This window comes from Bradyrhizobium sp. USDA 4501 (assembly GCF_054062115.1).
In genome coordinates this window covers 3,110,405-3,137,277 of the sequence record NZ_JBSSEX010000001.1, presented here as the reverse complement: position 1 = coordinate 3,137,277, position 26,873 = coordinate 3,110,405, and the positions used below count along the sequence as shown (strand labels likewise).

Annotated in this window: 22 protein-coding genes, 1 tRNA gene and 5 pseudogenes; 7 read left to right on the top strand and 21 right to left on the bottom strand. The window is 60.1% G+C overall.

What is annotated here, in order from left to right; genetic code table 11:
- The first annotated feature begins 61 nt into the window (after positions 1 to 61).
- Positions 62 to 436, top strand: coding sequence for a hypothetical protein (locus ACVWZM_RS14410; protein WP_253637940.1), 375 nt, complete (start codon positions 62 to 64; stop codon positions 434 to 436).
- Between the two features lie 29 nt (positions 437 to 465).
- On the opposite strand, the gene ACVWZM_RS14405 is transcribed toward ACVWZM_RS14410, so the two are convergent.
- From ACVWZM_RS14405 to ACVWZM_RS14360, 10 genes and pseudogenes are all read right to left on the bottom strand, one after another.
- Positions 466 to 723 carry a helix-turn-helix domain-containing protein gene (locus ACVWZM_RS14405; protein WP_456856695.1) on the bottom strand — a complete coding sequence of 86 codons (258 nt, stop codon included), beginning with the start codon at positions 721 to 723 and terminating at the stop codon, positions 466 to 468.
- A gap of 605 nt (positions 724 to 1,328) precedes the next feature.
- Positions 1,329 to 2,771 (bottom strand): annotated as a pseudogene (locus ACVWZM_RS14400) (ISL3 family transposase); the annotation flags it as partial.
- Positions 2,772 to 2,950: 179 nt separating this feature from the next.
- Complete coding sequence (locus ACVWZM_RS14395; protein ID WP_456853635.1) at positions 2,951 to 4,369, bottom strand: hypothetical protein; 1,419 nt, start codon at positions 4,367 to 4,369, stop codon at positions 2,951 to 2,953.
- Positions 4,370 to 4,397: 28 nt separating this feature from the next.
- Positions 4,398 to 6,113: a metallophosphoesterase gene (locus tag ACVWZM_RS14390; protein ID WP_456853633.1), complete on the bottom strand. Its 1,716-nt coding sequence runs from the start codon at positions 6,111 to 6,113 to the stop codon at positions 4,398 to 4,400.
- Positions 6,114 to 6,441: 328 nt separating this feature from the next.
- Entirely contained in the window at positions 6,442 to 6,909 is a 468-nt protein-coding gene (locus ACVWZM_RS14385; protein ID WP_456853631.1) for a peptidoglycan-binding domain-containing protein, read from the bottom strand.
- A gap of 281 nt (positions 6,910 to 7,190) precedes the next feature.
- Positions 7,191 to 8,300: pseudogene (locus ACVWZM_RS14380) on the bottom strand (IS3 family transposase).
- Positions 8,301 to 8,709: 409 nt separating this feature from the next.
- Positions 8,710 to 8,982 carry a transposase gene (locus ACVWZM_RS14375; RefSeq protein ID WP_456856694.1) on the bottom strand — a complete coding sequence of 91 codons (273 nt, stop codon included), beginning with the start codon at positions 8,980 to 8,982 and terminating at the stop codon, positions 8,710 to 8,712.
- An 853-nt stretch (positions 8,983 to 9,835) separates the two neighbouring features.
- Positions 9,836 to 10,132 (bottom strand): hypothetical protein, encoded by a 297-nt coding sequence (locus ACVWZM_RS14370; RefSeq protein ID WP_456853629.1) that lies wholly within the window; start codon positions 10,130 to 10,132, stop codon positions 9,836 to 9,838.
- 316 nt (positions 10,133 to 10,448) lie between these two features.
- Positions 10,449 to 11,087 carry a hypothetical protein gene (locus ACVWZM_RS14365; RefSeq protein WP_456853628.1) on the bottom strand — a complete coding sequence of 213 codons (639 nt, stop codon included), beginning with the start codon at positions 11,085 to 11,087 and terminating at the stop codon, positions 10,449 to 10,451.
- Positions 11,088 to 11,132: 45 nt separating this feature from the next.
- Positions 11,133 to 11,441 carry a hypothetical protein gene (locus ACVWZM_RS14360; protein WP_456853626.1) on the bottom strand — a complete coding sequence of 103 codons (309 nt, stop codon included), beginning with the start codon at positions 11,439 to 11,441 and terminating at the stop codon, positions 11,133 to 11,135.
- 783 nt (positions 11,442 to 12,224) lie between these two features.
- Between ACVWZM_RS14360 and ACVWZM_RS14355 the strand changes: the two are divergent.
- A pseudogene (locus tag ACVWZM_RS14355) lies at positions 12,225 to 13,364 on the top strand (IS701 family transposase); the annotation flags it as partial.
- Positions 13,365 to 13,830: 466 nt separating this feature from the next.
- Here the strand turns inward: ACVWZM_RS14355 and ACVWZM_RS14350 are convergent.
- The 3 genes and pseudogenes from ACVWZM_RS14350 to ACVWZM_RS14340 form a co-directional block, all read right to left on the bottom strand.
- A complete protein-coding gene (locus tag ACVWZM_RS14350; RefSeq protein ID WP_456853624.1) occupies positions 13,831 to 14,757 on the bottom strand; it encodes a DNA methyltransferase in 927 nt (308 codons plus the stop codon).
- A complete protein-coding gene (locus ACVWZM_RS14345) occupies positions 14,732 to 15,595 on the bottom strand; it encodes a DNA methyltransferase (protein WP_456853622.1) in 864 nt (287 codons plus the stop codon). The genes ACVWZM_RS14350 and ACVWZM_RS14345 overlap by 26 nt, the downstream gene beginning before the upstream one ends.
- A gap of 137 nt (positions 15,596 to 15,732) precedes the next feature.
- A pseudogene (locus ACVWZM_RS14340) lies at positions 15,733 to 16,496 on the bottom strand (IS5 family transposase).
- A 562-nt stretch (positions 16,497 to 17,058) separates the two neighbouring features.
- Here ACVWZM_RS14340 and ACVWZM_RS14335 point away from each other — a divergent pair.
- The 3 genes from ACVWZM_RS14335 (at position 17,059) to ACVWZM_RS14325 (ending at position 17,669) form a co-directional block, all read left to right on the top strand.
- Positions 17,059 to 17,132, top strand: a tRNA-Gly gene (locus tag ACVWZM_RS14335).
- 70 nt (positions 17,133 to 17,202) lie between these two features.
- Complete coding sequence (locus tag ACVWZM_RS14330) at positions 17,203 to 17,454, top strand: DUF3551 domain-containing protein (protein ID WP_456853620.1); 252 nt, start codon at positions 17,203 to 17,205, stop codon at positions 17,452 to 17,454.
- Positions 17,455 to 17,495: 41 nt separating this feature from the next.
- Positions 17,496 to 17,669: a hypothetical protein gene (locus ACVWZM_RS14325; RefSeq protein ID WP_194295406.1), complete on the top strand. Its 174-nt coding sequence runs from the start codon at positions 17,496 to 17,498 to the stop codon at positions 17,667 to 17,669.
- 353 nt (positions 17,670 to 18,022) lie between these two features.
- Here the strand turns inward: ACVWZM_RS14325 and ACVWZM_RS14320 are convergent, their stop codons facing one another.
- On the bottom strand, positions 18,023 to 19,042 hold the full coding sequence (locus tag ACVWZM_RS14320; RefSeq protein ID WP_057016030.1) for an LLM class flavin-dependent oxidoreductase: 1,020 nt from the start codon (positions 19,040 to 19,042) through the stop codon (positions 18,023 to 18,025).
- Between the two features lie 246 nt (positions 19,043 to 19,288).
- On the opposite strand from ACVWZM_RS14320, the gene ACVWZM_RS14315 reads away from it, so the two are divergent.
- The gene (locus ACVWZM_RS14315) at positions 19,289 to 20,455 is read left to right on the top strand and encodes an NADH:flavin oxidoreductase/NADH oxidase (RefSeq protein ID WP_456853618.1); all 1,167 of its coding nucleotides are present in this window, start codon (positions 19,289 to 19,291) and stop codon (positions 20,453 to 20,455) included.
- 36 nt (positions 20,456 to 20,491) lie between these two features.
- Entirely contained in the window at positions 20,492 to 21,421 is a 930-nt protein-coding gene (locus ACVWZM_RS14310; protein WP_229189394.1) for a dihydrodipicolinate synthase family protein, read from the top strand.
- 6 nt (positions 21,422 to 21,427) lie between these two features.
- Here ACVWZM_RS14310 and ACVWZM_RS14305 read toward each other — a convergent pair whose 3' ends face one another.
- The 7 genes and pseudogenes from ACVWZM_RS14305 to ACVWZM_RS14275 form a co-directional block, all read right to left on the bottom strand.
- Positions 21,428 to 22,597 carry a cytochrome P450 gene (locus tag ACVWZM_RS14305; protein WP_456853616.1) on the bottom strand — a complete coding sequence of 390 codons (1,170 nt, stop codon included), beginning with the start codon at positions 22,595 to 22,597 and terminating at the stop codon, positions 21,428 to 21,430.
- A gap of 109 nt (positions 22,598 to 22,706) precedes the next feature.
- Positions 22,707 to 23,504 (bottom strand): helix-turn-helix transcriptional regulator, encoded by a 798-nt coding sequence (locus ACVWZM_RS14300; RefSeq protein WP_456853614.1) that lies wholly within the window; start codon positions 23,502 to 23,504, stop codon positions 22,707 to 22,709.
- A 206-nt stretch (positions 23,505 to 23,710) separates the two neighbouring features.
- Positions 23,711 to 24,073: a nuclear transport factor 2 family protein gene (locus tag ACVWZM_RS14295; protein WP_438077114.1), complete on the bottom strand. Its 363-nt coding sequence runs from the start codon at positions 24,071 to 24,073 to the stop codon at positions 23,711 to 23,713.
- 94 nt (positions 24,074 to 24,167) lie between these two features.
- Positions 24,168 to 24,489, bottom strand: a pseudogene (locus tag ACVWZM_RS14290) (cupredoxin domain-containing protein).
- 11 nt (positions 24,490 to 24,500) lie between these two features.
- On the bottom strand, positions 24,501 to 25,022 hold the full coding sequence (locus ACVWZM_RS14285; protein WP_057016034.1) for a DUF4142 domain-containing protein: 522 nt from the start codon (positions 25,020 to 25,022) through the stop codon (positions 24,501 to 24,503).
- Positions 25,023 to 25,117: 95 nt separating this feature from the next.
- On the bottom strand, positions 25,118 to 25,807 hold the full coding sequence (locus ACVWZM_RS14280; RefSeq protein WP_076832431.1) for an RNA polymerase sigma factor: 690 nt from the start codon (positions 25,805 to 25,807) through the stop codon (positions 25,118 to 25,120).
- Between the two features lie 93 nt (positions 25,808 to 25,900).
- Positions 25,901 to 26,848, bottom strand: coding sequence for a LysR family transcriptional regulator (locus ACVWZM_RS14275; RefSeq protein ID WP_456853611.1), 948 nt, complete (start codon positions 26,846 to 26,848; stop codon positions 25,901 to 25,903).
- Between the last annotated feature and the right edge of the window lie 25 nt (positions 26,849 to 26,873).

Genomic DNA, 26,873 nt, shown 5'->3' with positions numbered 1-26,873 from the left:
TCTTCGATGGCCTGATGCGCTCAGAGCAACTACGCCGTGATGATTAAGGTGGTCCGTCGCCATGTCGCCGCTCATCGTTATAGTCGCTTCGACGCAACTGAGCGTTTTAGCCACGATCAACATCACCGCTCAGCCCTCACAAAGCATAGACGAGTGCCGGAAGATGGGTGAGGCAGCGATCAAAGCCGCGACTGCGACGCCCGGCTCTTCCGCCTCCTATGTCTGCCACGACACTACCCTCCAGCAGGGATTATCCGGCGCGTTAGGCGTGGTTACCTACCAGAAAGAAGATGGTGGAATAACGATCCTAGAGGGATACATGGCGACACTATCGGACTGCAAGGTTGCTGGAATGATAGCAGCCGGCAGCAAAGTTGTTCCCGGCACAACGGCTTGGGCGTGGGCCTGCTACGATCTCGACAGCTTTGGAGGGTGAAGCGATCAACGTTCTAGTCTTCTCGCACTTCATCTACGACAACTTTTTGCTAGTGACTTTGGAGCCCTGGCACCTTTGTGCGGCAGAGCGAACAGCTCGGACCGATGAACGCCGAGAGCTTCGGCGACGCGACCTATAAGATCGATTGTCGGGTTCTCCGAGTGCCGTTCAAGGTTGTCCATGTATGAGCGATCAATCCCAGCGACGCGGGCCAGTTTCTCTTGCGAGATACTGCGATCGACGCGGAGCCGCCGCACATTCCACGGCACGAGCGCCCGAGCTTTTATGCGCCGGAGCTCCATCCCAGCGCGCCACCATAGGCTATAGCCACGCCATCAACGAGCCCGATGGAGCGAGGGCGGTTCTTCATCTGGCTTTGGCTCCGAAATTGCAGGATCGCTGGGTCGACGCCACACAAGACAACGGCTCCTTGAGGTGCGGCAAGATGGATGGTTGGTTAGTGACAGCTGCTGTCTTCAAGGAAGACGGCGACGCCGAGGAATTCAGGCACATAGTATACGCGGTTGCCATCGCTGACTCGGCGGAAGCAGTGAGGGTGACAAAGCATCGCCGCCGTTTCATGCAAACGAGAGTTGCCGGCCGGTGCCAAACGTGAAAAGGCCTTGCGGAAGGCCCGTGAGAAAGAAGTAACGGCACATATGACTGAATGGCTGACATCGCCGAGACTTCGACCGCCGACGTAGCTTGTCTACCGGCCAACCTTCGCACCGGCGGAAAGCGTCGTGATCAGCACGTGGCATCTGGCACGTGAATTACCGGGAGACGTGCGGGCTTGGCTGCTCAAGCATTCGTGCTACCCCCATGCGAGCGTCAAGCCTGCGCGGGTGGACCTCCCTCCACCCGCGCTTTCTTTTCTATGGTGCCTTGCCTCGGGCGAGGTGATTGCCGCCCGAACCGCCGCTTCGTCCCTGACGACGCCGCTCGCGAACGAGGCGACGAGACTGATGCGAGCGCGCTCGATCCATGCGGTAAGCCCTTCCTCAACCTTTCGCCGGATCATCACGTGGAATTCGGCGATGATGTCGCGGGCCTCGACCAAGCTTGGTACGCCAGCTTCGATCGCCGCGATCGTGACGGTCTCCGCTTTCGTCAGCAAGTCCCGGCCGATTGTCATGAGGCGAGCGATCGTTCTGGCCGACGGAATCCGTTGAAGGTTTTGCGTGTCGGCCTTTTCAGCTCGTCGTCTGCGGGTCGCCCACTCGCTGATGACGCGAAGCGAGCCTCGAAAGCCTCGCGCCTTCAGGCGGCGCCAAAGTTCAGCTCCGTTTCGACAGCCGGACGCCCACTGATCGTCGAGCCAAGGCAAATGCAGGTCCAACGAGCTTTGTCGGGTCCGGAAAACATCGTTGCGCTCGCCGCGGATCACGTGCCGAACCAGCTTCCTGCTGTGGCCAGTTTGACGCACGATCTGCTTGATGGGTAAGCCATTCTTCGAAAGAGTCAGGATGGCCGCATTGGTCTCCTCGCGGCGAAGATAGCCCTCATACTGGAGGCGCTCGGCGGCTGTGAGCAGTTTGGGATTGATCGTGGTCGCACCGATGACGGTGCGTATCTGTCGCATCGATTTGCGGACGGCATCAAGGAAGGCTCGGCTGGCGTTCTCCATCAGATGCCAACGATCCGCGACCTGTACCGCGTGCGGCAAGGCCTTTGCTGTCGCTTCGCCATAGCCACCGCCACGATCGCGGGCGACGATCGAGATCGCAGGATGGGCAGCAAGCCAGGCTTGGGCGGTCGCAGGCTCCCGATCCGGCAGCAGGGTGACGACCCGGCGGCGTTCCAGATTGCAAATGATGCTGGCGTGTCGGTGATTGCGGCGCCAACCCCAATCATCAATGCCGATAACTCTGAGCGCATCAGCCGACGGACGGCTACGGCGCCGGACGACGCGGAGCAACGTATCCTTGCTCACCGGCAGCATCAGCCTTTTTGCGAAGCCTGCCGCCAGTCGACCACCAAGCGCCAAGCCGAGGTGATGAACGATCGACTCCATCCTCGCCGTGCGCCGCGCCGACGGTGCCAGTACCCCTTCGGCGAAGCGCTCCGTGAAGATCTGGCGCCCGCACAGGACGGCATCGCAGCGGAAGCGGCGGGCGATTACCAGGAGCTGGACGATCCGCCCCGAGAGCGGCAGATCGGTCACACGTCGCCGATATCGGCTATGGACACGCCGGGAAACCGTTCCGCACGATGGACACAGACCAACGCTTCCGGACGCCCGGACCGCAATAACGGCCTTATCGCCTTCGAAGTACGCACTCTCTACAACAAACCCACTCGGCACCAGATTGGAGCGCTGGAGTGCCTGCTGCATGGCGCTGATTCTCCCCCAATCAAAGCGCCAGACATCCCCCAAACTGCATCAAAAGTGAGTCAGAGCCAAATTTGCAGGCCGATTGACATCGAGGCGTCGGAGCCGGCCTGGCCGTAGTCCGATGACGTGACGAGGCGCAGCTCGTCGGCGCAAGCTCCCAAGTTGCGATAGATGTACAGTCAAAGAGTAGGTTTGAGCTTGTCGGCGGTTACGGGCAGATTGGTTTGTGCGGTGAATAATGTAGAGACGTCGGTCGCGAGTGTCATGTATGCATCATAAGCTGCTTGACTAGCTGGCACGACTGCCGTGGTCAGTGATGCAGGAAGGACGCCAGCGTTCGCAGCGATCGCGGAAGACCGAAATTTGTTCTCAGCCTCTCGCAACTCGCCGATCAGCTTGTTGAGGTCAGCCATTGAGGTCGGCGTAACCAGTTTTCCGCCGATATAGACGACTTGGCTGAGCCCAAGAATGCCCAGCAAAGTCTGTGGAATCTCAAAAGAGGAGAGCTGTGTGACCCCGCCAATTATGAGAGCGCCACCTACCGCCAGGCTGAAGATAAAGCTTTGATAGCGATAAACGTCAAATTCACCGTCGGTCGAAAACAGGTCGCGCCAATGCGCATCACTGGTCGTAGGATTGACGTTCGATGGAAGCCACCGCTTCCTGATCAGCCAGGCACGATTCTCTGGCGTGATGGTTGTCCTGGAAAGGTCGGCTCCTTTAGCTACCGTCGATCCGACGCCAGCGATGCCAAGCAACAGCAGTACGGTGCTTGAAATATCCGTGAGCAATCCGGTTTTGAGCAGGAAATAGGTGATCAATCCAAACACAATAAGCGAGAACATGAGAATCTGCAGCTTTCCCAAGCTGGCCTTACCGTCCATGCCTGATGTGATGGGAATTGGATTCAAATAGGATATCCAGCGCTCTGGGCGCTTCGGGCGAAAGGCAAACGCTGCAACGAGGTAGGCGGCGAAAACACTGAGAGCAGCCAAGATCGAACTATAGAGAGACGGACTGACTCTGACATTGGCTTCGGATACTTTGAACGGCGATCCATCCCGGCAGGTAAAAATATAGAAATCGGCTCGCGACCAAGGTGCATTCAGTACATCGGGGATTCGGACGGCGAGGATGGTGCGGTCTTTTCGCATTAGACCTTTCTTGACGATTGGATCCCTATCGGATGCTTGACGCGCCACGACGAGGGGCCGATCCAGAATAGTCGGCTTCGAGGTGCCGAGATCGAGAGACCCGAAGTAGTATTCAGTCTCAGAAAATACTTCGTCTAGTCCTACATCGACTGCTTGGCCGGTTGGGAGCAAGAAAGTATCGAAAATGATCCGGCCGCCAATTTGGCGCCTTTTGTTTACGAGCTCGGATCCGGCGTCCTCTTCTGTGATGCAGAGATCGCGAGGATCGTATCGTTTCTTCGGGGGAGCCGCCGCCTTCTGCGAATCGTTGTTCTCCTGCGGCGATGCTTGTTTGAGCGCGGGTTGTTCTGTGGGGCTGCTCGCGGGCGCCTCCTGAGCGCGCCCTTCCAAACCAAACGAAAGCAGGAAGATCGCCAGCCAAGCAATTGTTTTAGGTGCGATCATCAGAGCCTCCTCAGTGTCCGGCGCTCAACTAGAACTTCAGCGAGAAACTCTCGATGAGATGCGGCTTGAGCACCCCTTTGGGAACGAACCGCGGCTCATCTGGCGTATGCGGTCCGTGCTTAGGGTTCTTTTGCCAGTCATCGCGGGCCGGGACTGCATCTAGACCCACGACAAAAAAATCGACGCTCTTTTCACTGATTTTCAGACGTAAGAAGTTATTGTAGGAGCCGATACGGAGGGCGCTGAAAGCGTCGTTGCGATTCATCCGGAAGTATCTGCAAGTAAGCATCATGTTCCAGCCGAAAAGGCCGCTGCCCACGAGGAATCCGACGGGAAACATTTCCAGCAGAAGAAGGCCAAGCCACTTCCAGACGCTATACCAGGAGCCTGTGAGGACGAAGTTCGCGTCGTTGTAAGAAATCAGGAATCGAGCGACAAATATAACGACAAGTATATGAGCGGTCGCGTGAACGGCGCTGGTGATTAGGACCGTCGGTCTATACGATTTCTCCTGCTTCGTCGTGTAACCAATCAATGACCAGCAAAAAACGACCGTGACAAGGCCGTACATGTCCCATTCGTTGCGGAGAGTAATACCAATTGCCAACAGCCAGTACACAAGCCCCATCAGGATTGAAAAATCCCAGTTTGTGAATGCGAAGAACCAATTTCTCCAAACGAGTCGTCGACTAACATCGAATGCAGGGTACACCGCTGGCTCCGGCCCCTTGTCGGAAGCTAAAGCTAAGTGAAGCTTCTGAACTGCTCCCCGCAACTTAATATCGATTGTCGGAGCAAGCTGGTGAGTGGGGTGCAGGAAGGCGCCACCACCGCCCGACGTGATGTATTGGGCGTCATTTGGCCCCACGTAACGACTGTAATGATGGGTGTCGCCGGAGATTACAATTGGAACAGTGAGTCCGCGGTTCGCATCGCTGGCGATGCGCAGCGCATAATCAGTGATCTCCCACGATTTGGAGTTAGTGTCTGTGTAGAGCCAGCCCGGTTCGGCACTGCACAGGATAATTCTTGAGTCGTCGGGCATTCTCTCCGCGATAGCCGTGAAGTAGTCGAACTGCGGTTGGTCGATGTTGTCGGCCAGCTGAATATCAATGGCCCAGAGCCACCAAGTTTCGGTGAGCTGGAGTGCGAAGTAACTGCGACGTTGATACGTGCGCCAGCTGCCAAAGCGCGTTGTCTTGAGCCCACAGAAATAAGCCAAGAACAATACAAGGCCGTCGTACCAGTCGTGATTGCCGGGAACGGCGTAGAGCGGGACGCCCGCCTCTGACTCCGGATGAAAATCCGGGGACGCCCACGCGTATGGTAAGCGCAACTGATATCGATAGGCATTCTCTGTGGCTTTCGGGTAAACTTCGTCACCGCCCATGAAAAGTGCCTGTCCCCGGGGTAATGTCAATTTGCCGAGCGCTAGGGTCTTCCGCGCGAGCAGGCTTGCTACGGCGTAGGTGCTGTCAAAGCCATCTCCAAGATCGGCCACGAAGTCGATCCAGATGGCTCCTTCTGGAGTTTTGGGAAAGGCATCTTTGGCGCCTTTAGCACGATCAAACAATTTGACCGGGTCGCTCGTGTCGAGCGCCGCGATCATAAGGCGCCGGTCGGCGTATGAGCCGAATATCGACGAGAGAATGACGTTGATGAGCAGTTTGAAGAGGAGGATTGGATTGAACCAATGCGCCATCCGCGGATAGTGGCCATAATTGTCAAGCGGCGGTACAGCCATGGCGATTCCCTCCTTGAGCATCCTCTTGAAGAAATCGACGAACCGGTGAGGATACGAAACTTCGTTATAGGGGCGACCTGGTGGACACGGGTGAACCGTTCCGCAGCCGCACTTGGGTTAGAATGGACCAAGCTCTCCAGGAGTCTCACCAAACCGGGAACGTTGTCACTTATTGGCCCCTGGCAGTCCGCTTCTTCGGCGCGCAGAGGGAAGGCCCGAGTGCCTTTCCTCTGCAAAATGAAGCTTCCTTAAGCGTCGGTTATTTGCGCGTCGCTGATTGTGATGCTTTCGAACTCCCCGTTTCGCGTCGCAGTTGAAACAGGCTTGATCAACTCCAGAGGGCGGCCCACGTCTTGGGACCGACAATTCCGTCAGCCTTCAAGGGATTACCGTCGAAATCAAAGTGGGATGCTTGGAATGCCTTTACCGCGGTCTCAGTGTTCGGTCCAAAATCGCCGTCTATGGCCCCAGGATCAAGTTGAGGATCCGCGTAGTGCTTGAGTATTTCCTGGAGGAGCTTCACAGCGCCGCCCTTTGAGCCCTTCTTGACGGTCTCTGGCGTTAGCCTGAACCAAGTCGCCGGCCCCACGATGCCGTCCACTTTTAGGGGAAATGAGAACGCCCAGTCATGGCCTACCGATCGATCAGTTTGATAATTTATAACCGCCTTTCGGGTCACCGGTCCGAAGATGCCATGGGCTGTTCCGGGATGAAGATAATATCTCTCAATCAACGCCTTTTGCGCCTTCTTTACTGCTTCACCTTGTGAGCCTAATTTGATGATAGGTTCGGCCATAGCGATCATTCCCTTTGCATGGTGCACGATTGGCAGTTAGCCATTAGCGCGCGTAGACGCGCCTCTACCATCGTAGCTAACTCAGCACGCTGATCACCTGCAGTATCTAGTAGGGGCTCTGCTGGAAATTGCCCGACAGAACCCGTCAAGCACTGAAATGGACCCGCGGAGCGGGACCGCTTGATTAGTTGGAAACTGACCGCTCCTGATCCTTTTCTATCACGCTGCCAGAGACTCTGTCTGTTGCTGTGGGCATGTGGTCAACGCGTCAGCGTTGTCCATCATGTCCACTGCCTTCGCGGACTCTGCATCCGTTCGCGCCAGACCGCCATCGGCGTGCGATAGCCGAGGGCCTGATGAAGGCGACGATCGTTGTAGAAGGCGATCCAGCTGGCGATCTCTTTCTTGGCCTCGCGGCCGTCGGCATAGCCCTTGAGATAGATGTCCTCATGCTTGAGCGACCGCCACAGCCGCTCGATGAAGACGTTGTCCATCCAACGACCGCGGCCATCCATGGAGATCTGGATCCCTGCGCCCGCCAACGCGCCGGTGAAGGCCGCACTGGTGAATTGGCTGCCTTGGTCGGTGTTGAAGATCTCCGGCCTGCCATACCGTGCCAGAGCGTCGTCGAGCGCAGCGAGGCAGAATGAGGTATCCATTGTATTGGAGATACGCCACGCCAGAACCGCACGGCTCGCCCAGTCGATGATGGCGACGAGATAAAGAAAGCCATGGCCGATGGGCAAATACGTGATGTCGGCCGCCCACACCTGGTTCGACCGGTCGATCGTCATGTTGCGCAACAGATAGGGATAGATCTTGTGGCCCGGCGCCGGCTTCGTCGTGCTTGGCTTCGGTCCCAGCGCCGCGATTCCCATCTTACGCATCAACCGTTGCACGCGCTTGCGATTGACCTGAAGCCCCTCAGCTTCAGCATCGCGGTCATTCGCCGCGAGCCCAGGAACGGCCAGGCGGTGAGCAACTCGTCGATTTGCCGCATCAGGGCAAGGTCGTTGTCGTTGGCCGACCGTGGCGGTCGGTAGATCCCAGAGCGCGCAATGCCAAGCAGCATGCATTGCCGGCGGATCGACAGCGCCTTGTCGGCGCGATCGAGCATTCCTCGACGGTCCGGCGTGCTCACCTTCCGGACCTCCGCGCTAAAAAATCGCGCTCGACTGTCAGTTGTCCGATCTTGGCGTGCAGCTTCTCGATCTCGCGTTCGCGCGTTTCCTCGCTCTCCCCCCGACACCCGCGTCAAAGGCCCGGGCCGCCTGGCCCAGCAGCTGCTTCTTCCATGCATAGATCTGGTTCGGATGCATCTCATAGCGCTGCGCCAGATCCGCCACCGTCGCCTGTTCCCGCACCGCCTCCAGCGCAATCTTTGCCTTCAACGGCCGCGTCGATCTTCCGTCGTGTCTTCTTCGTCATCATGCCCTCCGTCTATCAAACGGAGCGGCCCTTTCCCAACTTAGCCTCTGGTCCCAAAATCGGGGTCCATTTCAGCACATCCGGCCTAGCCGACTCGATGCTCGCGACGAAACTGTAAACGTGTCTGGGCTCTCGATTAAATAGACTCTGGAAAGCGGTCCTTCGCTCACAACTGGGGTGCGATATTCGATGCGCCCCTAGGGCGCGCGACAAAGGACTCTAGGGGAATCGCCGGCACCAAGGCCAAGATGGGCGGCCAGAAACCGAACGGTGCAGTTGAGAGCAGATTTCTTTGTCGTGTCGACACGCGTCGGTCGCCGATTGACGCATGCGCGTGGGCACGGCGAGCTCTATGACGGTGTTGCGTGAAGGTCAGGCAGCCTCTGGCCGGCGGGCTTGTCGCCTCGGCGCAGGAGCTTCCATTCGACGCGCCGCCGCCGTCGTCGATCGTGCTTCGGCCACATCCCGCGCAGGCACAGACGGCCCAATCTCGACCGGCACGAACGGCGCCACGCTCGTCTCACCGTGAACGCTGGCCATGCGAGCCTCCTCGGACACAGTGGCTCCTGGTTCGAGTGATGCTGCAACTAGCCGTTCCTTCTCATCTCGCGACCACCACCGCCGCCGCTCAACCGATGTGATCACTTCTGCCAGCGGTCTGGTGAGACGCGGCGGTGCGCTCTTTGCCGACGTGGGCTCTGACACACTTAAACTTTGGGCAAACCTATCGGCGCTGAACAGTGCCCGAGGCAAAATATTACCGTTCAAAGTATGTGTCCACGCCCCTTTGGGGGCCTGTCACATCATTTTACGGAAGAAAATAAGAACAAAGTACGTCGAAATGGGTTCAAAGGTGAGCAACACAGACGAGGGCCATTGCCATGGAACCCGATATCGGTAAGCCTCTCAGGCGACATGAGGTGGTCCCGCTGAAGGAACCTGTGATCAGTCCAGAACCGCCTGACCTTCCGGTAGTCCCTACCAAGGTTCCCGAAAAGGAGCCTGCATGAGCTTTACTCTCGGCGAACTCGTGGGCCACCGGTATTGGGTCGTGTCTTGGGACGGAAATCTATTTGGGCCTCATAGCTGGCGCCATTGGCTTCCTCAAGATCCCATGTCAGGCGGCAACGTGAATCAAACCGGTCACGGCGGTGTGTACGCCCTCAAGACTAGGGGTCAGGTCGAGCGCTTCATCGGGAACGTGTTAGCGCGGAGAGAGCTAGCAAACACTTGGCTGTCCCCTCCGCTCCTTCCGCCGCCCGGCCAGCAAGGGCCAGTCGCCCTCGCGATTGGGTCAGTATCACTTTGGGGCACAATCTGGGAGCATGAGTTGGGCTTCCGCGCTCAATTTGCGCGCGTGCGGACAATAGATGAATGGCTCATCGGCGAGGAGTTTGAGCAGCGTCAAACGGAAGGTGTGCTACTCGAACGGTTACGAAAGAAATACGGTTGTGCTTCCAGACACGAGATGGATTTTTGCTGAGCACTTCGGACGAGTTCAATCGCTCGAGACGAGATCGCCGTGCGGGTCAATAAGGGCAAACCCGTTTCCGCAATCTACGAGGTAAAGTCGAGCTGCGAGCGGCAGGCGCTCTACACTGCGATCGGGCAAGTCGTAGGTCACGACGCTACCGGGAATGGCGACTGCAAGTGCTTCCTTGTTCTGCCGGATGGCGAAGCCATCCCTGCAGATGTGGCGCGTGCTCTCACCCGTGCAGACATATCCCTCATTCGGTTCACGCTTCAGGGGGAGAAGGTCCACCCGTCGCAGCCGAAGCTTTAAAGGGATCGCCAAGGCGAGGCATGCTCCCATCGTGGTTCACCGCACACCACCTTTACGGCTCCGCCGGACGACTAAAGTAAAGATTTCTTGGGTTCATAGAACCCAGAAAGTCAGGCTGGGAATGGTCTCGACCCGTGACGGAGTCGTTGGGGTCGTTTGCAATTCCGCGCTCCATCGTCCGAACAGAGATGCTAACACCGCGGCAGTGGTGATCTCGGGGGATGCCATATGATGGATGTGGGCCCGCTCGGCGCTGCCGTCCTCGAGTGCGGTGCAGGGCCAGTGGGCGTAGACGTCGTCGCCGTATGCGTACGAAACTCCGCAGCAATCAAAATCCAGACTGGATGCGCCGACGGCGTTCGATCGGGCTCTCCAACTCGTAAACTGCCGTTCTCCAAACAGCCAACATAGCGACAATCGAGGACATCAAATAAATCGCCAAATAGACTGCTGCAGATATAATAAATCCTGGCGATATCACATCAGAAAGATTCGTGGGAAATCCCTTAGATGCAAGCCGCGGTACTACAAGTGTTAGTAGTCCGATCGTACACAAAACAGCAATGGCGATTGCAAATGCGCGATCGTGATATCGACGAAATGCGAGTGCGGCTTCACGGAAGTCGATATGCCAGTTATAGGAGATGTCTCGCAGGGAGGGCGTCGTCTTGTCGGACGATTTCTCGCACAGTGCAAGAAACGATCTAAGTAACGCGATAGTTTGATTGTGCTTCTCGTTCAGAAGCGCCATTGTATACGCGGTCAAAGGCACGGCTAACAACACGAGCGCTCTGGCTCCGACCGGGAATCCTTTCATTGAGAAGGCAAAACCAATTATAACGCCGCTTGTTGCCATAAAGATATAGAGCGCGTTTTGGCGCTGCGTAATCCGAGCGGTAACCTCCGACCATGCGGCGAGATAACGGGCATCGGCAGATACAGTACTTACTTTATCTGAGTCTTCCATAACACCCACCTTGAAAAGAGCCGACCTGTGGGTCGGCTCAAATGGCTAATCGAAGACTGCTGCTGGGCGCAGCAGCTCTTTCTCTCGTTCTGTGAGATGATCGATGCCATGCAGGAGATCAAAGGCAAGCCAGGGGTTCTTCGCCTGCACAACTCTACCAACGAGAAGCTCCGCCTCAATTGGCGACACATTGTTCGCAAAATCGAGGGCTGTCGCTGCGTACAGCGGATCTTCGTCGTCCACGATCATCTTTATGAAGGCCTGGCGCTCTCGAGGCGACAAACCATTCACATTATTCAACGCCACGATTGCTTTGTATGCGGGCGTTTCTTTCGATAGCTTTGTCAAGAACATGTCTGCCTCCTAGGGCTGCTTATCGATTCCGAGTGGTCGGAAGCGATACAAGCCACACGAGGCGAAGGAATTGGCTGGAACTACAATATGGTACCTCACGCGACAAAACTGTCAACTTCCTCGCAGAAAGCGGCAGATAGTGGTGATTGAAACAACATTCCTAAAATGGCCTTTCGCTAACCGGCAATCGACGTTGGTTGGACTTTCGGAAGAATGGCTACTCTCTTGCAATACTCCTTGGCTGAGAACGCACGCAGTACGTCGTTAAGCGTTGTGTTCTGTTGCGCCAAAGAGGGCGATCGACTTCAAGGAAGCCGCCACGAGAGGAGAAGTCACGACCTCACAGGTGCTCGCCGTGCAACGGCATTTCGGAGCGTACTTCGACGAATTTTCGGGCAGAAGCGGAGGCGTCGCCTAGCTAGAAGAGGTCGAATATCTCCCGGCATGGCGGTATCTTTCGCGCGGCGCACGATTGGCGAGAGCGCAAGCTTCCCAGCAACGAGACCATTTGGGGGGCAGGCCGGCAGCGTCTTGCGCGAAATCTAGAGGTGAACCCTGAGTTGCGAGCGGCAGGCGCTCTATACGGCGATCGGGCATGTCGTGGTCCACAGTGAGGAGCCGAGAGCGCGTGCGGCGCTCTGATAAAGATCGAGAAGCGAAGCATAGGGAGAGGTCGTGCGGGAAATGCTGCGAAGAGCAAGCCGAGCAATGCTTTGAGCGAATTGAATATTCCGCTTCCCTCTCCCTAGAACGGAGGCCTAGAGACGGCGTCAAGGCGCCCCCATCGAAGCCTGGATCATCGATGACACCGGATTTCCCAAGCAGGGGCGACATTCGGTTGGAGTTGCGCGGCAATATTGTGGGCAGCTCGGCAAGCAGGATAATTGCCAGGTGGCGGTGTCGCTATCGATTGCCAACCACCACGCCAGCCTGCCTGTCGCCTATCGCCTTTATCTTCCGAAGGAATGGACTGAGGACCGCGATCGGCGGAGCAAGGTGGGCATTCCTGTCGAAGCCGGCTTCCGGACCAAGCCGGAGATCGCGCTGGAGCAGTTGCAGTGGGCCTGCGCAAGCGGCCTCCCGCGCGGTGTCGTGCTGATGGACGCAGGCTATGGCAACAACAGCGACCTGCGCACGGAGATCACGGCGCTAGGATTGACCTACGTGGCGGGTCTTCTGTCGAGCACAACGGTATGGGCGCCCGGCACCGGTCCCTTGCCGCCGAAGCCATGGTCGGGCCGCGGCCGTCCACCAAAACTGATGCGCCGCAACCGTCAGCATCAGCCGGCCGCAGTCAAGGCGCTCGCGATCGGCCTGCCGGCCAAAGCTTGGCGCACCATCACGTGGCGGCAAGGAACGAACGAAAAGCTGACCTCGCGCTTTGCCCGCGTGCGGGTTCGTGCCGCGCATCGTGATTATTGGCAAACCACCCGGCGAGCGCAGGAATGGTTGCTGATCGAATGGCCGAAAGGCGAGGACCAGCCTACCAAATACTGGCTCTCGACATTGCCGGAGGATGTGGCATTCCGGACGCTCGTTGAGACGGCTAAATTGCGCTGGCGCATCGAACGCGACTATCAGGACCTCAAGCAGGAGGTCGGGCTCGGCCACTTCGAGGGACGCGGCTGGCGCGGCTTTCATCATCACGCAACGATGTGCATTGCGGCCTACGGATTCCTGATCTCCGAGCGGGAGACGATTCCCCCCTCAGGCGCTCGATGCGCCCGGCCGATCCCGCTCGATCGCGTTCCCGCAGATTACAGACCCCGCGGATCTGCCGCTGCGGACCCAACGTCACATTCCAAATTCGATCGCGACGATGCGACGGCGGCTCGAACATGGGCTCGTCCGAATGCTGTCGAGATGTCCTTGTTGTGCGATCAAGTTCGACCACTACACAGATCATCGCTTGTGACGCAGTAAGATTAGGTGCGGGCGTCCGCGTCTTGTGCCGATTCACTGTTAAGCGGTGTGCTGCGATTGAGCGAGGAGCAATTCTCGGCTATCACAGTAGCGAAAAGGTGGTAGTTCAGAATGATGCCTCCACGTCTGTTGTTCTAGAATCCCCGTATTCTACGACATGACTAGAGAACTCCGGACAAAGGAAAGTTCTCGAAAATTTTGTGCTGAAGAAAGCGAACCCGGACACGGGCCTGTCGTCAGTCGTGTTGCCAACGGCAGCTTATATACATCTCGGAGCTGCGACGTTCCGCATTCGCTGTTCCGCGGTTCGGACATCAATGAACCATCGTCAGAGCCGCTGTTCCCGCGACGGGCATTTAAGAAAGTAGTGCATTCTCCGCCTTTCCATCACGGCCTGGGCGATCTCGACCCGATTATCCTTGCACGAAGAATTGAGGTGCGCCCTCCGCGCGCTTGATACTGGCGGCTAAGCTAATTTGCGGCGGCGCTTCGATTTAGATCGCGGTTGCGGGGTAACCAAAAGAGGCTCGTCCATCGGGAGGGATTCTTGGACCTTCGATTTTCCTCCCCGAATGGGATACTTGAAAGGAGGCGACTCCCTAACCTCCGCAGGTGTCGGCGCGCGCTTAGCCTTTTTGCGATCTTTCGCTTTCGCGGCAGCTGCGACTTGCACTGTATTCAAATTGGTTATGATTCCCAAATTCGGGCCAGCAAGAAGGTCGTCCAGCGTCACGATTTGAATGCGAGGCCGGATGCCGCCCGGCAACTCTATATTGCGACCGGTCGCGGCCTCGGTCCGCATATCCTTCGACGGCTGATCAAGACAAACAAAGACTCCCATATGTGCGCCTTCGCGTTCGACGGTGCCCTTCAGTGCCCTGACCATATCTGGATTGACATTCTTCCCGGCTTTTACCGAGATGATGGCTCTGCCATAGTCCTTGGCGCCACGCATAAAGATGATTTCTCCATCGATACCGCGATCAGCACCCTTTCCACGCGGCTGACCACCAACCCTTCCTACAGCCCAGAGCTGAAATTGGTACGGGTCAAGTGCGGCCAATTTTCTGCCTGAGAGTTCGTCCCGAGGGATTCCGTCAACGTCATACGCCGCGTGCGGAAGCCAAGTTTTGAAACGGTCCTGTATGACTTGAATAGCGAGATACGTAACATCAATCCCGATCCATCTACGGCCCATCTTCTCGGCTGCATGAATTGCTGTGCCACATCCGCAAAATGGATCGAGAATCAGATCACCTTCCTTGCTTGATGTCGCTATTATTCTTTCGAGGAGTTGCAACGGCTTTTGCGTCGGGTAATGAAGGCGCTCTTTAGCCTGCGAATTGATGGCGCTGATATCGCCCCAATCATCGCTCACCGTCACGCCCGGCATCGTATCCAGGTATCGCTTGAACCGGGGAACTGCGCCGGGTCTGGGCTTGGACAATGAGCCCTTTCGATATCAGATCGTTCATTTTCGCGCGCGAGTAGCGCCAGTACCGCGTCACTCCCATTACTTGGTAAGAGGGATTCCCCTTTGCTGCGCCGCCCGGGCCGGTGATGTTGTCGAGCTGGTACGCTCTACCGTCAGGGTCTTTCAAACGATACTTCTTCGCAATATAGGTCTCGTCATAGGCAGCAAATTGTTGAGTGAACGTAGCCGCTGTGGTCGTATCCTTCCGATAAACCAACAGCACGTCGCGTACGCGGGGATAATGAGTCGCTCCCTGCGCGTAATCTGATTTCGCCGTTGTCCGCTTCCAACTGATCTCATTGATGTAGCCTTGTCCCTCAAACACGCAATCCAGAAGCATTTTGAGGTAGTGGCTGTTGCTCGGGTCGCAGTGCAAATAGAGCGTCGCGGTGGACTTCATGACCCGGCGCATTTCAAGCAGCCTCGGGGCCATCATGGCGAGATAAGCCATTACGTCGCCTTCCTTCAAAAAGGTGCGGCGAAGGGCATCCAAAAGTACAAACGTATCGAGGCTCAGTGTACGAACGTGGTCCAGGGCTCGCTCAGCGCCGTTCTCCCAAGTCCACGTATCATCGAACGCTGCTATTTGGGACGATGCGTCCTCTGCAACCGGGGAGCGGAATAGTATGTTGTAGGTGGCATTGGAATTGAACGGCGGATCCAGATATACCAGATCGACGGTATTGGATTCGATCCTCTGCAACCAGTCTAGGTTGTCTCCAAAATAAAGCCGATTTCTCAAAACTGATTTCGTCACGTCAGAACCCCCGCCCTCACACGGGAGCGAATGTTCGGATACAACCTAAAAAGGTTCCCTTAGCGGGGCCGGTTTGCTGTCGACATAGTTAACCCTGGGTGTACACCGACCACTTATGACCTAGGTGGTGTGGACATTTATCGCATCCATAAGACGATGGCTGCGAGAGTAACGACGGCCAGGTAATTTCGGGCGGTCTTTTCGAAGCGGGTTGCGACGCGGCGGAACTGCTTGAGTTTTGAGAAGCAGCATTCGACGAGATGACGCTGGGCATAGAGATGCTTGTCCAGCGGATATTTGAGCGCACGTGACGGGTTGTTGGGGATGACGGCGAGCGCGCCTTTGGCAGCGATCGCCTGGCGCAAGTGATCGGCGTCATAAGCCGTATCCGCCATGACGACCTGGGCAGGTAATCCCTCGATCAATTCGGCGGCTTGCGGTACGTCGCTCTTCTGACCTGCGGTGAGCTTGAACCGTACGGGACATCCCAGGCCGCGAACGGCCATATGTATCTTGGTGCTCAGGCCACCGCGCGAGCGACCGATCGCCTGATCTTCAGACCCCCTTTTTTCGCCCCAGCGGCGTGCTGGTGCGCCCGGACGATGGTGGAGGTCGACGATCAGATACTCGAAGTCCGGTCACCGGACATCGCTTCGAATATGCGCCACCAGACCCCCTTGATGCTCCATCGACTGAAGCGCCGAAACACGCTGTTCCAGTCTCCAAACACCTCCGGAAGATCACGCCAGGGAGAGCCAGTGCGCACGATCCAAAGTACGCCCTCCACAAACATCCGGTTGTCCCGTCCGGTCGAACCCTTCTGGTCAGGCCGGCCGATGATCAGCGGCGCCATCCGCTCCCATGTCGCGTCGCTCAATACCAAGCGGTCCATCACACCCAAGGCGGCCTCCCCAAAAGCAGCCTTGAATCTGATTTGCGCCTAAAAGGGAATCCTTAGAGTCCACACCACCTAACGCGCCTCGGTCCGAGTGGCGGTTCTGATCTCGTGAGTGCCTATTTCGGCCAGTACCGCCGTGGAAAACGATCGGTGAGGCTTGGCCACGGCTTGCGCGTTCGGCGATAGCTAATTGACGACGCCCGCCCCTCCGTGATCTTGCGTGGGCTCAAGTGCCTGAACTGCGGAGGGCGTATGCTCTCGTTGCTCACGCGCCAAAGAGCCGCCTGAAGATGCGCCGATTTGGCAAAGCACCGCGCAAGAATAATTAGGTGCAGGCGGTATTGCCGATTGCTAATGACCGCTTCCTATTGACTGGCTCTCGACTGGGGGTAGGGGCAGCCCACTCGTTTTTGTTGAGACTCTTCGATCGTGACGAAACGATCGAAGAGAGCCATTGGTATAGAATTTCATGTGCTGGTGCGATAAGGTCAGCGCGCAACAGCGTGCCAAGAGCGTGCCAAGCTAGGTCGCCTTGAAAGAAAAATAATAATAATATCAATAGATTGCGGGCGTAGTTCAATGGTAGAACGGCAGCTTCCCAAGCTGCATACGAGGGTTCGATTCCCTTCGCCCGCTCCAGCCTTCAGGCAAATGTCGCGGGACAGTTTGTCGGCACGGCAATGTATTTGGCGACAGCAGGAGACGTGACGTGAGGTTGCTTGGAGCGCTGCTGCTTGCGCTGGGCGCGCTTTGGATGACGAGGCCGGCATCCGCGCAAATGTATGATCCGCGCTATCCCGTCTGCATGCATGTTTACGGCGAGTTGGTCGGCGAGCGCATGGACTGCATCTTCACGTCGATAGATCAGTGCCAGGCCAGCGCTGTGGGCATGCCGGCGACCTGTCTGGTGAACCCTTATTATGCGCCAAGGCCGGCGCGTCCTCATCGGCCTGAACGATGACTTTTCCGGCGGTATCGCGAGCGTTCATTTGAGATCAGTGCATGGCATGGTGGTACTACGCGTTCTTCGCGATCGTTCTGCTCGGATGTTGTGCATTGGTGGTTCGCGCCCGTCGCGGCAGCAATACGCGAGAAGACGAGGAGCTGAACCGGCGGATCGACGAGCGCGTCGATCGGCTCGATCTCACCCGGCGCAATCGCGACAGGGATTCCTGACCCAGGGAATCCGCAGACGGCCTTCGCTATTATCCCGGGATATTACGGCGATCTGTTCACGCAACGTGCGCGCCTAACGCACCGTACTCGACCTGTTCTTCTCACAACGCGCAGTTATGTTTCCGTAGTTCTCCGCGTTTGAGAACGAAGTTCCGCCGGAACGATGTCGCGGGTTCCGGCATTGGTCGAATAGAGCCGACCGACCTCCGGCGAGAACGGTCGGTTCAAGCCCGCGCCTGGCCGTTCCCTCTCAACAGCCCCCTAGAAGACGGCCGGCGCGGGTCCTTATCCGGTCCTGCTCGATGTGACGAGGCTGCGCGCCGGGCGAGTATCGCTGACGTTGTGCGATAGATTCAGCGCCAGCCCAAAGCGGGCGCGATCTGGGTCAAGATCGTCTCGATCACATGCGCGTTGTAATCGACGCCGAGCTGATTGGGGACGGTCAGAAGCAAGGTATCGGCCTCTGCGATCGCCTCATCCGTCTTGAGCTGCTCGATCAGCCTGTCCGGCTCGGCGGCGTAGCCGCGGCCGAAGATTGCGCGCGTCCTCTCGTCGATGAAGCCGATCTGGTCTTCCTCCTGGCCGTTGCCGAAATAGGCGCGGTCGCGATCGTCGACCAGCGCGAAGATGCTGCGGCTCACCGAGACCCGCGGCTCGCGCGTGTGCCCGGCTTCCTTCCAGGCGGCACGATAGGCCCGGATCTGGGCGGCCTGCTGGACGTGGAAAGCCTCTCCGGTCTCGTCGTTCTTCAGCGTCGAGCTTTGCAGGTTCATCCCGAGCTTCGCCGCCCACACCGCGGTGGCGTTCGAGCCGGCGCCCCACCAGATGCGCTCGCGCAGGCCTTCCGAGAGTGGTTCGAGCCGCAGCAGGCCGGGAGGATTGGGAAACATCGGCCGTGGATTGGGCTGCGCAAATCCCTGGCCGCGCAGCATGTCGAGGAAGATCTCGGCATGACGCCGGCCCATGTCGGCATCGGTTTCGCCCTCGCCCGGCTGATAGCCGAAATAGCGCCAGCCATCGATCACCTGCTCGGGTGAGCCGCGGCTGATGCCGAGTTGCAGGCGTCCCCTCGCGATCAGGTCGGCCGCGCCGGCGTCCTCGATCATGTAGAGCGGATTTTCGTAGCGCATGTCGATCACGGCGGTGCCGATTTCGATCCGGCTGGTCCTGGCGCCAACGGCCGCCAGCAGCGGGAACGGCGAGGCCAGTTGGCGCGCGAAGTGATGGACGCGAAAATACGCGCCGTCCGCGCCGAGCTCTTCGGCCGCGACCGCAAGGTCGATGGATTGCAGCAGCACATCCGCGGCCGAGCGGGCCTGCGACTGCGGCGAGGGCGTCCAGTGCCCGAACGAAAGGAATCCGATTTTCTTCATGCCGGCAATGTAGGGATGTCCGCGACGAATTGCGATCCGTGACGTGACCCGGGGATGACCGAAAGTGTCTACCAGCCGGGAAATTTTCTGCGGCAGATGTTGCCGGTTTTGCAGATCGCGCCGCTCCGCAAGTGCTGCATGCGTGCAGGTCTTGCCGCCTGCGCCGCGGCATGACTTGCGATCCCGGGGCGCGCCGCCTAGCTTTCCGCCACGATTTCTCCCGCCAGCACCGTCCCGCAGGTCCCGATGTCGCAGCCGCTTCTGTTTCAGCCGATCACGCTTCGCGGCGTGACCTCCCGAAACCGCATCCTGATCTCGCCGATGTGCCAGTATTCGGCAACCGACGGCTTGGCCAATGACTGGCACCTTGTCCATCTTGGTAAATTTGCCCAGGGCGGCGCCGGGCTCGTGATGGTCGAGGCTGCGGCGGTGACCGCGGAGGGCCGCATCACCCATGGCGACGTCGGCATCTGGAACGACGAGCAGATCGCGCCGCTCGAACGGATCGCCGCCTTCCTCAAGGACAATGGCGCAGTGCCCTCGATCCAGCTCGCGCATGCCGGCCGCAAGGCCAGCATGCAGCGTCCCTGGTACGGCAATGCCGCCCTCGATGAGGCCGACCGCGGCCGCGGCGATCTGCCGTGGCGGACGGTGGCGCCGAGCGCGATCCCGATGGAAGACGGCTGGCTGATGCCGCACGCGCTCGACGCGGCCGAACTCGCCGCGCTGCGTGAGCAATGGCGGCGCGCCACCTTGCGCGCGGTGGAGGCCGGCTTCGAATTCGTCGAGGTGCATTGCGCGCATGGCTATCTGCTGCATGAATTCCTCTCGCCATTGTCGAACCGCCGCACCGATGCCTATGGCGGCGATCGCGCCGGGCGGATGCGCTATCCGCTCGAGATCATCGAGACCGTGCGCGCGGCCTGGCCGGCGGAGCGGCCGCTGTCGGTACGGATTTCCTCGGTCGACGGTATCGACGGCGGCCTGACGCTCGAGGACCAGGTCGCGTTCGCCCGCGAAGCCAGGGCGCGCGGTGTCGATTTGATCGATTGCTCGTCGGGCGGCCTGCTCGGCTCGGCGACCGCGGCGCGGATTCCGCGCGGCTACGGCTTTCAGGTGCCCTATGCCGATGAGATCCGCCGCGCCGCCGACATTGCGACCATCGCGGTCGGCCTCATCCTGCATCCGCAGCAGGCAGAAGATGTCCTGACCAACGGCCAGGCCGACCTGGTCGCGATCGGCCGCGAGGCGCTGTTCGATCCGAACTGGCCGCTGCACGCCGAGCTCGCGCTCGGCGGTGCAGGCGGCGAGGTGTTCGCGTCCTGGCCGAAGCAGTATGGTTGGTGGCTGGAGCGCCGCGAGCCGGGCCTGCGCCGGCTCGATGGCCCGCCGCTGCCGTTCCGCCAGAGCTGACAAGAAAATCCGACAACAACCTGGGAGGTCGTTATCATGACATCAGTCGCAAAGCGCCCCTATCGCGGCGTCTTCCCCGTGGCGCCGACCATCTTCGACGCCAACGGCAATCTCGACCTCGATGGCCAGCGGCGCTGCGTCGACTTCATGATCGACGCCGGCTCCCACGGCATCTGCATCCTCGCCAATTTCTCCGAGCAGTTCGTGCTGACCGACGCCGAGCGCGAGACCGTGATGCATACGGTGCTCGAGCATGTCGCCGGCCGCATTCCCGTCATCGTCACCACCACGCATTTCTCCTCGGCGGTCTGCGCCGCGCGCAGCCGCGAGGCGGAAGCCGCCGGGGCTGCGATGGTGATGATCATGCCGCCCTATCACGGCGCGACCTTCCGCGTCGGCGAGCCAGCCATCTATGAGTTTTATCGGATCGTGTCGGATGCCATCAACATCCCGATCATGATCCAGGACGCGCCGGTCGCGGGCACGCCGCTCTCGGTCGATTTCCTGGCGCGGATGGCGAAGGAGCTCGCCAATATCAGGTACTTCAAGATCGAGGTGCCGATGGCGGCGAACAAGCTGCGCGGCCTGATCGAGAAGGGCGGCGCCGAGATCGAGGGGCCGTGGGACGGCGAGGAGGCGATCACGCTGATGGCCGATCTCGATGCCGGCGCCACCGGCGCGATGACCGGCGGCGGCTATCCCGACGGCATCCGCCAGATCATGGATCCGTTCTTCGCCGGCCGGCGCGACGAGGCGGTGCAGGCCTATGCGCGCTGGCTGCCGCTGATCAATTACGAGAACCGGCAATGCGGGCTGCAGGCCTGCAAGGTGCTGATGCGCGAGGGCGGCGTCATCAAGTCCGATGCAGTGCGCCACCCGCTGCAACCGCTGCATCCGGCGACGCGCGCGGGGCTGATCGAGATCGCGCGGACACTCGATCCGGTCGTGCTGCGCTGGGGACGGTAACGGGGGCTATGCGTCCCACGTCACCGGCAAATCCAGCAGGCCGCGGAACGCCCAGCCGCCGATCCGCGCCGGCTGGTGCTCGATCAGGCGCAGATTCTTCAGCCGCTTGAAGATCGCGGGCAGCGCGACGTCGGCGACCATGGCGCGCGAGGCCCAGGCGCCGGCGCAGAAATGTGGACCGGCACCGAACGCGATGCTCTTGCTGGCGTCGCGGCGCACATCGAACGCGTCGGGCTTGTCGAAGTGCTTCTCGTCGCGGTTCGCCGAGCCGAACATCAGGAACACGCGCTCATTGGTCTCGAATGCGACGTCCCTGATCGTCCAGGGCTTTGCGATCCGCCGCGGCGACATCCCGATCGGCGAGATCCAGCGCGCATATTCCTCGAACACCTGCAGCCACGGGATCGTGCCGCTCGTCGCCAGCGCAAGCTGGTCGGGATGAGTCAGCAGCGCCCATACCGTGCCGGCGATCGCATCGCGCGGCTCGTTCTGGCCGCCCGAGATCGCAAGCTTGATATTGGCGCGCACGCTCTCCATCGGCATGTCGGTCTGCAGCATCACGCCGAGCAGGCTGAGGTCGGGCGTCTTGCGCAGCCTGGGGACCATGTCGTCGATCGCGGCATCGATCCCGGAGGTCGCCGCATGGCAGCGCGCCTCGATCGCGGGATCGCCGACATAATTGGCGATGCCGTCGATCATACCCTGCGACCACGCGTTCATGTCCTGGAAGCGCATGTTGGTGAGGCCGGTGATCGACTTCAGGCATTCGGCCGAGAACGGCAGCGCGAACGCCTGCACGAAATCGACCACGCCGTCCGGCTTCAGTTTGTCGAGGATGCGCGTCGCGTGGGCTGCGAACTGCGCGGTCCAGTGCGATCGGACGGTTTTGGGCGAGATCGCCGGAAAGATCGCCTTGCGCTCGTTCATGTGCGCATCGCCGTCCTTGCGCATCATGTTGTGGCCCATCAGCTTGTTCATCAGCCCCTCGGGCTGGTGCGACGAGAACACGTCGATCTGCTTCTCGGAGATGAAGATGTCGTCGCGGCTGCACAGCAGCGTGCTGCCGAGTTGCGGCACGAAGGCGATCGGCGCCTCCTTGCGCATACGCGCCAGCGCCGGGTAGGGATCCTGCCAGAAGGCGGGGACGTCGATATTGAAATGGGGCGCGGTGCTCACGACGTGATCTCGGTTTGGCCTCGGGTTTTCGGACCGAGCATAGGCCGGGCGGCGCGGCCCGTCTGTCCCCACCGCTGGGGACAGCGGGAGACCATCGCCTGGAGCGCGCTCAGTTCAACTGACGCGCCGACGCCATCAGGCGCAGCGCGATCGCGAACAGCTCGTTCTGCGAGGAGATGCCGAGCTTGTCATAAGCGCGCTTGCGATAGGTGAGGGCGGAGTGCAGCCCGATGCCGAGCTCGGCGGCGATCGCTTCCGAGCTGAGGCCGGAGAGGATGCGCAGGCAGACCTCCTGCTCGCGCCCCGTCAGCCTGGCGAGCGGCTCGGCGGTTGCAAACAGGGTCTTCAACCGCTCGATCGGATCAACATCCGCTGCCGGGTCGCGCTGGAAATGCCGCGCCACGGCCGCCGTCAACGCCGGCGCGACCGCGGCCAGGCGCGCGATCTGCTCGCGGCTGAAGCGGCCTTGCGCGGTGATCTGGTAGAAGTTGACATAGAAGCAGGTGTCGCCGGTCCAGATCGCGGACGCGAACTTGTCGACGATGTCGGAGTCGTCGAAGAAGATCTTGCGGTAGCCGTCGCTGTACATCCGGCGGGCAAAGTTCGGCAGCACGATCGGCGCAGCCTGCGTCCGCCCCTCGAACACCGCATCGCGGTTCGGGTCGGCCTGATGGAAATGTTCGGAATAGGCGATCCCGAGGTCGCGCCCGGTCGGGATGTTGCCGACATCGAGCAGGCACGCGGCGGTCCGCGGGCCGGTGAACGAGAACACCATGCAATGGCCGACCCCGGCGACGCGGCGCAGCGCGCCGATCAGGGCTTGCGGAAAGATGTCGCGGCCCATCGCCAGCAGCGCCGGCGTGATGTCGCTGACGACAGAAGTCTCGAAGGCGTAATCTGCCTTCATGGCGTCCTCCCTGTGTTTCGGGAAGACTAGAGCCTTTTCCGTTCCGATGGAATCGGAACGGGGCTCTCTATTCTTTGTTTTGACGCGTTTTCTTGACGCGAACCTGGGATCCATTCGCTCGAAAACGCTCTGTCAGCGACATCGCCGGCGTGGAAAGCGCCCCGGAATGACGAGAGGATATAGGTCGCGGTTGCCTGAGGAAGGCCTCAGGCGCCCGGCACCTGGTCGAGGAAGCCGGTGATGCTCCTGATCCGGCCGTCCTTCAGCATGGCGAAGTCGGTGCCCTTGATCGGGCTGTCGATGCCGTCAGGGCCAAGGCCCCAGGAGAACCGGACATGGTCGCCGAAGCCGTTCGGCTCCCCGATCAGCTTGAAGCGGAAGTCCGGAAACTTCTGCTGCACGCCGGCGATCAGCGCGTCGACGCCCTCATGGCCGTCGCCGCTCATCAGCGGATCGATATAGCGCGCATCGGCGGTCCAGTTCTCGCTCAGCATCTCGCGGCGCCGGCTCGGCGTCCGCTCGTTCCAGAGATCGATATAGCGGCGGGCGATGGTGGCATGGTCGGTCATGGTGCTCTCCTTCGATAGTGCCGGACTGTACGGCGGTCCGGACTATCGAAGGTTCGCGTGCGCCGATCGATTACCTCTGAGGTCATCGCGCGGGCTATGGTGCGATCGTCAGCACCGCCTTCATGTTGGGATGGTAGCGGCAGTAATAGTCGACCGTGCCGGCCTTGGTCAGGACCGACTTGACCGTCTTCTTCGGCGCGATCGTCACGTCGAAGTCACCGTTCTTCGCGGGTGGCGGTGTGCGCCAGCACGTCCTTGTTGACCCATTCGATGGTGTCGCCGACCCTGGCCGACACCTCGGCCGGGGAAATCACCAGATTCTCCATCACGATCTGGATGGTCGCCGCATGCGCCGGGACGGCCATCGCGCCGAGCGCGAGCAAAGCCAGCGTTGCGAGACAGCGTCCTGGCAACATCGCGCGCCTCCTTACTTCAGGCCGGCCGCGACATGTTCGGCATGCTGCTGGTGGCCCTGGAAGATCTTCAGGCCGGTTTGCAGCAGGCCCTTCAGCTCGGGATTGCTGGCCGAGGGGATCAGCTGCGTCTCCAGCGCGGTGTTGACGGCCTTGTGGTAGGCGACCTCGTTGTCGATATAGGCCTTGTCATAGGCGGCGCCCTTCAGCTTGCCGAGTTCGGCGAGCTTGTCGGCCGCCTGTTTCGACAGCGCCTTGCTGGTGTCGTTGTCCTCCGGCGTCACCTTCAATTTCTTGACGAGGTCGAGCGCCTGCTTGTTCACCGCCTCGTGGTCGCGCGCCATGTCCTTGGCGAACGCCTTGACCTCCTTGTTGGAGGCCTTCTCTTCCGCCTGCTTGGCGGCATTGATGTCGATCACACCGGCCGTATAGGCGATGTGCGCGATCTGCGGATCGGTCGGCTTTGCGCCCTGCGCCAGCGCAGCGCAGTTGAGGAGGCTGAGCGCGGCGACCGCGATACCCAATCGAACGAACATGGTTTGAAACTCCTGTTGAGCCGGGCGTAGCGCGCGGCGCGTCGTTGCTTGCACAGGGGTTGGATGGTGCGGGCGAGCAGAGGTTCCCGAAAACTTCAGGCCGTGGCGCGGAGCCGTTTCAGAACCGCCTCGGTCAATCGCTCGCAGCGCTTGCCCGCGAAGGGGAACGCCTCCATGACGACGGGGCCGATCTTCCGCTCGACATTGTCGCGCAGCATGGTGCGGGCGCGGTGCAGGCGGGTCTTCACGGTTTCCGGCTTGAGGCCGAGGATCTCAGCGGTCTCCTCGACATTCATGCCCTCGATCACGCGGGTGATGAAGACGAGGCGGAACGCCTCGGGCAGCTCGTCGATCGCGTGCTCGACGACGCGCTGGATCTCACGCTGGGCCATGGATTTTTCCGGATCGTCCGTTGACGACAGGGGGAACTGGATGATCTGGGCTTCAGGAGCGCCTTTCGGCAGATCGGACCATTCGACGCTGCTGTGCCTGCGGCGCAGGCGGCCGAGCGCCTCGTTCATTGCGATCCGCGACAGCCAGGTCGACAGGCTGGAGTCGCCGCGGAACTGGTCGAGATGGGTAAAGGCGCGCACATAGGCGTCCTGAACCACGTCCTCGGCCTCGTGGTCGTTGCGCAGGATGCCGCGCGCCAGCCGGAACAGCCGGCGATTATTCGCCTGCATGATGGCGCGGATTGCGGCCTCGTCGCGGGCGAGCGCGCGTTGCACCAGCTCGGCATCGCCCGAGCTGGTCGGCGGCAGGGACGTTACATGGGCCTGGCGCATGGCGGGTCGCCCTCACTGTTGGCGGAATAATATCATTGGATGCCGACCGGCCGTGCAGGTTCCCGGGAAAATGGTGATCGGCCAAAAAGACCGCTACGGCCTGATATAGGCCTCCGGATCCCCGCGCGCATGCGCCTCCATCGCATCGAGGAAGCAGCGCACCTTCGCCGGGACAAATTGCCGCGCCGGCAACAGCGCATGCACGTTGAGCGGCTCGCAGGCAAGATCGGGCAGCAGCCGCCGCAACTCGCCGGCCGCGACGACGGCGCGGGTATAGCTGGCGGTGACCCGCAGCACGCCATGGCCGGCGAGCGCGGCCTGCAGCCGGACATGGGCATTCGAGCTGGTCAGGCGCGCGCGATCGACCGCGAGATGCTCGACCGCGCCGCCGGGAGCGGTGATCGCCCATGGCGGATCGCTGGGGCCGGTGAGCAGCGGCAGCTTTCTCAGATCATCCAGCGTGCGCGGCTCGCCGAATTTCTCCAGCAGCGCGGGTGCCGCGAACAGGCCGCGCTCGAGCGTGAAGACGCGGCGGATCACGATGCCGGCCGACGGCAGCGGTGCCTCCAGCATCGCAAATACGATGTCGTAGTTCTCGGCGATCGGACTAACGATGTCATGCTCGACATCGATCCTGATCGCGAGTTCGGGATAGCGGCCCATCACCGCGCAGGCGACCGGTCCCGCATGATGCGCGCCGAATTCATAAGGCGCCTTGATGCGCAGCGTGCCCGCAACCGCGCTCGACATCGCCAACGCCTCGCTGTGGGTGTCGTGCAGCGCGGTGAACAGCGGGCGCACCTTGCGATAGATGGTCTCGCCGGAATCGGTCAGCCGCAGGTGCCGGGTGGTGCGCTCGATCAGCCGCAGCCCGAGATTGGCTTCGAGACGCTGCACCGCAGCACTGAGACTCGATTTGGGATGGCCGAGCACGCGCGCGGCCGCGGTGAAGCCGCCATGCTCGACAACCTCGCAAAACAGCTCCCAGTCGCGCCACTCCATGGCCGATTGTCCATCCACCGGTACAGTGTGTCCAGCCAAATCGGATTATCCCGGTGACCGCAAT

Bases quoted from the DNA above. Each gene is read 5' to 3' on its own strand.
- ACVWZM_RS14410 (WP_253637940.1), top strand. From the start codon at position 62: ATGTCGCCGCTCATCGTTATAGTCGCTTCGACGCAACTGAGCGTTTTA.
- ACVWZM_RS14395 (WP_456853635.1), bottom strand. From the start codon at position 4,369: ATGATCGCACCTAAAACAATTGCTTGGCTGGCGATCTTCCTGCTTTCG.
- ACVWZM_RS14390 (WP_456853633.1), bottom strand. From the start codon at position 6,113: ATGGCTGTACCGCCGCTTGACAATTATGGCCACTATCCGCGGATGGCG.
- ACVWZM_RS14385 (WP_456853631.1), bottom strand. From the start codon at position 6,909: ATGGCCGAACCTATCATCAAATTAGGCTCACAAGGTGAAGCAGTAAAG.
- ACVWZM_RS14365 (WP_456853628.1), bottom strand. From the start codon at position 11,087: ATGGAAGACTCAGATAAAGTAAGTACTGTATCTGCCGATGCCCGTTAT.
- ACVWZM_RS14360 (WP_456853626.1), bottom strand. From the start codon at position 11,441: ATGTTCTTGACAAAGCTATCGAAAGAAACGCCCGCATACAAAGCAATC.
- ACVWZM_RS14350 (WP_456853624.1), bottom strand. From the start codon at position 14,757: ATGCCGGGCGTGACGGTGAGCGATGATTGGGGCGATATCAGCGCCATC.
- ACVWZM_RS14325 (WP_194295406.1), top strand. From the start codon at position 17,496: ATGGCATGGTGGTACTACGCGTTCTTCGCGATCGTTCTGCTCGGATGT.
- ACVWZM_RS14320 (WP_057016030.1), bottom strand. From the start codon at position 19,042: ATGAAGAAAATCGGATTCCTTTCGTTCGGGCACTGGACGCCCTCGCCG.
- ACVWZM_RS14315 (WP_456853618.1), top strand. From the start codon at position 19,289: ATGTCGCAGCCGCTTCTGTTTCAGCCGATCACGCTTCGCGGCGTGACC.
- ACVWZM_RS14310 (WP_229189394.1), top strand. From the start codon at position 20,492: ATGACATCAGTCGCAAAGCGCCCCTATCGCGGCGTCTTCCCCGTGGCG.
- ACVWZM_RS14300 (WP_456853614.1), bottom strand. From the start codon at position 23,504: ATGAAGGCAGATTACGCCTTCGAGACTTCTGTCGTCAGCGACATCACG.
- ACVWZM_RS14295 (WP_438077114.1), bottom strand. From the start codon at position 24,073: ATGACCGACCATGCCACCATCGCCCGCCGCTATATCGATCTCTGGAAC.
- ACVWZM_RS14285 (WP_057016034.1), bottom strand. From the start codon at position 25,022: ATGTTCGTTCGATTGGGTATCGCGGTCGCCGCGCTCAGCCTCCTCAAC.
- ACVWZM_RS14280 (WP_076832431.1), bottom strand. From the start codon at position 25,807: ATGCGCCAGGCCCATGTAACGTCCCTGCCGCCGACCAGCTCGGGCGAT.